This is a genomic window from Pontimicrobium sp. MEBiC01747 (assembly GCF_053601635.1).
The window spans coordinates 1-4240 of sequence record NZ_JBSHNS010000233.1 but is presented as its reverse complement, the minus strand read 5'-3'; the positions used below and the strand labels follow the sequence as shown (position 1 = coordinate 4240).

Sequence of the window (4240 nt, the reverse complement as noted above, 5' to 3'; positions counted from 1 at the left end):
ACCTACACAGACACAACTGCTTCTGGTAGCTGTGCTAATGAAAGTGTTATTACCAGAACTTGGACACTTGCTGATGATTGTGGCAATACAACAACACTAATACAAACTATTACGATCTCTGATAATACAGCTCCAACATTTACAGTACCTACTGATATTGAAATAGAGTGTGATCAAGATGCAAGTGACCTTACTCTTACAGGAGATGTTACTGATGAAACTGATAACTGTTCTACAAATTTAGATGCAACCTATACAGATACGACTCAAGCTGGAGATTGTCCGAATGAGAGTATTATTACAAGAACTTGGACGCTTTCTGATGATTGTGGAAATAACACTGAGTTAGTTCAAACTATTACGGTATCTGATAATACTGCTCCAACTTTAACAACAGATTTAGAGCCAATAATATCTGTTACTTGTTCAGAAATTCCAGAAATTCCATCTTTAGAATTTATTGATGCTTGTTCTGGTACAGATATAACTATTTCTTTTGAAGAGACAAGCACTTACACTGGAGACGGAAATGATTATGAAATTACTTGGGAATGGACAGTTACTGATTCTTGTGATAATACTGAAGTGTACACTCAAATAGTACAAGTTAACAATGAGACTTTTACAACTGAATTGGATGATGAAAGATGTAATGAAGATGGAGCTATTGATTTATTTAATTATTTATCTGATGATATTGACACAAGTGGTACCTGGGAAGTTGTATCTGGAGATACAATTATTGACAATGGAATATTTGAACCATTAGATGTAGAACTTGGAGATTATGTTTTTAGTTATACAATTACAGATGGCGCATGCCTTACCAGTACAATCGTTACAATAACAATAAATGATGATTGTGTTGTATTACCATGTGGTAGTGAAGATTTTGAAATATCTAAAGCAATAACTCCAAATGGAGATGCTTATAATGAATATTTTGAAGTTAAAGGTACAAGAGATTGTGGTTTTACTGTAGAATTAAAATTATTTAACCGTTGGGGAGCTATAATATATGAGTCTAATGATTATCAAAATGATTGGAATGGTTTTACTCATAAATCCTCACTTGGAAATTCTAATAAAGTTCCTAACGGAACATATTATTACGTAGTAACTATAAAAGATAGTGGAATAAAGCCATTTGCTGGTCCAATTTATGTTGGAACAAAATAATATAAAACCCAATGAAAAAAACAAAACATAACGTAGTATTAGTTTTTCTTTTAATCTGCTGCACATTTACTTTTGCACAACAACTGCCTCAATTTTCGCAGTATATGTTCAATACTATATCTATAAACCCTGCATATGCTGGTAGTAGAGAAACTATAAGTATTGTTGGTTTACATAGGAGTCAATGGGTAGGGCTTGAAGGAGCTCCTACAACACAAACCTTATCTATTAACTCTCCATTAAAAAATGAAAAAATAGGTTTAGGCCTATCTATAATTAATGATGAGCTAGGCTTCGAGAACTTTGTATATGCTTATGCAGATTTCTCATATACAATTAATACGGGAGAAAAAACTAAACTTGCTTTTGGATTAAAAGCAGGTTTTACACACTATAATTTAGATGCTGTTGGATTTTTAGATCAAGAATCAGTATACACAGATCCTTTTTTCAGTAATTTTAGTAATAGATGGAATCCTAATGTGGGTGTTGGTCTATTTCTACATACTAATAAATGGTACGTAGGCTTATCTACACCTAGAATACTAAACACAAATTACAATGAAAGTCTTCAAGATCCTAATGTCGATTACATAGCTCTAGAGCGTTTAAGTTACTACCTAACTGCTGGTTATGTCTTTAATTTAAGTGAAAAAACTAAGTTTAAACCATCGTTTTTAATTAAAGCGACTAGTGGTGCCCCTATTTCTATTGATGCAAATGCTAACTTCTTATTATTTAATGAAAAAATTTGGATAGGTGGAGGTTACAGATACAATCAGGACACCTCTACTCTAGGTATTCAAACAGATTTTCAAATATCACGTCAAATGCGAATAGGTTATACTTATGAACATTACCTTACTGACTTAAGACCATATACTGGAGGTACTCATGAAATACTACTTATGTTTGAAGTATTTGAATTTAATAAACGTGTTAAATCACCTAGATATTTTTAAAATGAAAAAATTAATTATTTTATTTCTATTAACATGTAATGCACTTACAGTTGGTTCACAAACTAAAGTTGCTGATAACTTTTTTAGAGATTATGCTTATTATAAAGCTACAGAATTATATTTAGATGCGGTTAAAAAAGGAGATAGTAGTGAGCATGTGTTAACTAGACTTGGAGATTGCTATTATAATAATTCTAATGTTGAAGCAGCCAGTGTTTGGTATGGAAAGGCTTTAAAAAAATATCCAAAAGTTAACCCTGAGTATATTTACAAGTACATACAAACTAAGAGGAGTTTAAGTGAATATGAAGAGGCTGAAAAATGGGCTAAAATATTCAAAGAGCGTAAACAAAATGATAAACGTTTTAAAGATCAAGATATTTTCGATATCCAAAAATATGAAATTTTAAAATCTACAGAACAAGTATCAATTGCATTTGATAACTTAGATATTAATTCTAAATATTCAGATTTCGGCGCTTTTGAAAAAGATGGTGTTTTTTACTTTTCATCTACTAGATCTAAAGATAGTATAACTGATGAAAAAAAATTATACCAATGGAATAAAGAGCCTTATTTAAGTATTTACCAGTCTGAAATTAAAGATTATGATTCGAAAAAGACGCTTTTAACTCCAAAGACTATTAACTCTAGTGATTTAAATACAGATTATCACGAAGGCTCTTTAGTGATTAGCAACGATGGAAAAACGCTCTATTTTACTCGCATCAATTTAAATAAAAGAGACAAACTAAAATATGACAAAGAAGGCACTTCTAATGTTAAAATATATAGAGCCAATAAAGAAGATAATCAATGGACAAATGTAAAAGAGCTCCCTTTTAATGGAGAAGACTTCTCTACGGGCTCTCCTGCTCTAAGTCCTGATGGAAAAACATTATATTTTTCGTCAGATAGAGAAGGTGGTTACGGACAAACAGACCTCTATAGAGTCTCTATTAATGCAGATGGGTCTTACGGAGAGCCTGAAAATCTGGGTGATAAAATAAATACAGAAGGACGAGAGAATTTTCCTTTTGTTGCTAAAGACTCTACTTTATATTTTTCATCTGATGCTCATTTAAATCTAGGCTTGTACGACGTTTTTGAAACTAATTTTTTAAAAACTGATGGTGATATTGAAATTAAAAACTTAGGAGCTCCATACAATAGTGGTTATGATGATTTTGCTTTTTATATTGATTCTGATACTCAATCTGGTTATGTTTCTTCAAATAGATTAGGAGGAAAAGGAGGTGACGATATTTATGCATTTACTAAAACCGAATGTAAACAAATTGTTTATGGAATAGCTAAAAATAAAAACTCTTCTGAACCTCTATCTAAAGTTATTATTAAACTTGTTGATGATGGTGGTAAAGTTATAGAACGTATGACTTCTAATGATGATGGTAGTTATGAATTTAAAAACCTTTCTTGTGAGAAAACATATACAGTTATTGCGGAAAGACCTACATATAGACCCGATTTAAAAGAGTTTAAAACTTCTGCAGTTAATAATGACAAAACTAATATAGATTTATTTTTAACGCCTTTAATTGTTGATAACGAAATTGTAATAAACCCAATTTTCTTTGACTTTAACAAGTCTAACATTAGACCAGATGCCGCCTATGAATTAGAAAATATTGTAGCTGTGTTGAGAGAATATAAAAACATGATTATTAAAATAGAATCTCATACAGACAGTCGTGGTAGAGATGCCTATAATATGAAACTATCTGATAGACGTGCTAAAGCTACAAGAGATTATATTTTTTCTAGGGGAATTAGTAGAGACAGAATTAAAAGTGCTATTGGTTATGGAGAATCTCAACTAATTAACCATTGTAAAAATAGAGTTAAATGTAGTGAGGCAGAACACCAAGAAAATAGACGTTCTAAGTTTATTATAACAAATGATTATAAAAAGTTAGAATCTGAATAAAAAAAAAGAAGCTTTAAATAAAGCTTCTTTTTTTATGAATTAAAAAGGTAATCTATTTTTTCACAAAAATATTAGTAAAATACCATTTACCATCTGCATTTTGTTCTGCAGAAATTTCAAAATCTGTAAAATCTCCTTCAATATTTTGTTT

At 30.6% G+C, this 4240-nt stretch carries 3 protein-coding genes and 1 pseudogene; 3 read left to right on the top strand and 1 reads right to left on the bottom strand.

All coding sequences use genetic code 11. The features are described from left to right. From ACVC2P_RS07685 to ACVC2P_RS07675, 3 genes are all read left to right on the top strand, one after another. On the top strand, window positions 1-1179 hold a 1179-nt coding region (locus ACVC2P_RS07685), incomplete at its 5' end, for a gliding motility-associated C-terminal domain-containing protein (protein WP_452597896.1). A gap of 11 nt (window positions 1180-1190) precedes the next feature. Beyond that, the gene (locus ACVC2P_RS07680) at window positions 1191-2141 is read left to right on the top strand and encodes a PorP/SprF family type IX secretion system membrane protein (protein WP_452597895.1); all 951 of its coding nucleotides are present in this window, start codon (window positions 1191-1193) and stop codon (window positions 2139-2141) included. A gap of 1 nt (window position 2142) precedes the next feature. Then, entirely contained in the window at window positions 2143-4089 is a 1947-nt protein-coding gene (locus ACVC2P_RS07675) for an OmpA family protein (protein ID WP_452597894.1), read from the top strand. A gap of 52 nt (window positions 4090-4141) precedes the next feature. On the opposite strand, the pseudogene ACVC2P_RS07670 reads toward ACVC2P_RS07675, so the two are convergent. Then, window positions 4142-4240, bottom strand: a pseudogene (locus tag ACVC2P_RS07670) (CAP domain-containing protein); the annotation flags it as partial.

What these genes read in the sequence shown, in the direction of transcription:
- ACVC2P_RS07680 (WP_452597895.1), top strand. Translation starts at nt 1,191, where the DNA reads ATGAAAAAAACAAAACATAACGTAGTATTAGTTTTTCTTTTAATCTGC.
- ACVC2P_RS07675 (WP_452597894.1), top strand. Translation starts at nt 2,143, where the DNA reads ATGAAAAAATTAATTATTTTATTTCTATTAACATGTAATGCACTTACA.